Origin of the sequence: Anoxybacillus sp. EFIL (assembly GCF_013096955.1) — a bacterium.
In the GTDB taxonomy this organism is placed as follows: Bacteria; Bacillota; Bacilli; order Bacillales; family Anoxybacillaceae; genus Anoxybacillus; species Anoxybacillus ayderensis.
Window position 1 is genome coordinate 1 of record NZ_SDLH01000099.1, and the last position, 423, is coordinate 423.

At 70.9% G+C, this 423-nt stretch carries 1 protein-coding gene; it reads left to right on the plus strand.

Going from position 1 to position 423, the window contains the following annotated elements:
• Positions 1 to 421, plus strand: a 421-nt coding sequence (locus ES017_RS15515; RefSeq protein ID WP_216367600.1) for a hypothetical protein, incomplete at its 5' end; no start/stop codon positions are given.
• Positions 422 to 423: the final 2 nt, after the last annotated feature.

The following is a 423-nucleotide window of genomic DNA, read 5'->3' on the forward strand; positions in this document are numbered from 1 at the left end:
CTCTCCGGTGGCGCGTGCGAGCCTCGAGGCGGGGGCGCTTGTGGTCGACGGCATGGCGACGGGCATCGAGATCCCGTTCGCCTACAGCGAGACCTCCGGCGCGTTCGTCATCGCATTCTCCGCCAAGCCCGTCGCCTGGCGAGAAGGAGGACGCCCCGTCGACATCGGGCACGCCTTCGCGGCCGTCGGGGCGGTCCAGGACGCCATCGCGATCCTCGTCGAGCGAAATCCTCGGATCCTCGCTGTCGCCCGAGTCGAGGCGATGTGGCGCCGACTCGTGGCGTTGGACGCCGAGATCGCCGCCTCGCCGGATCGTTCGAAGCTCGCCATCCGCGCCGATCTCTCCGTCCGGCTGGTGTCCGAGCGGCGCGCGCTCCTTTCCGAAGTCGGATCGCCCGAGAGCCTCCCCGCAGCGGCCTGAGG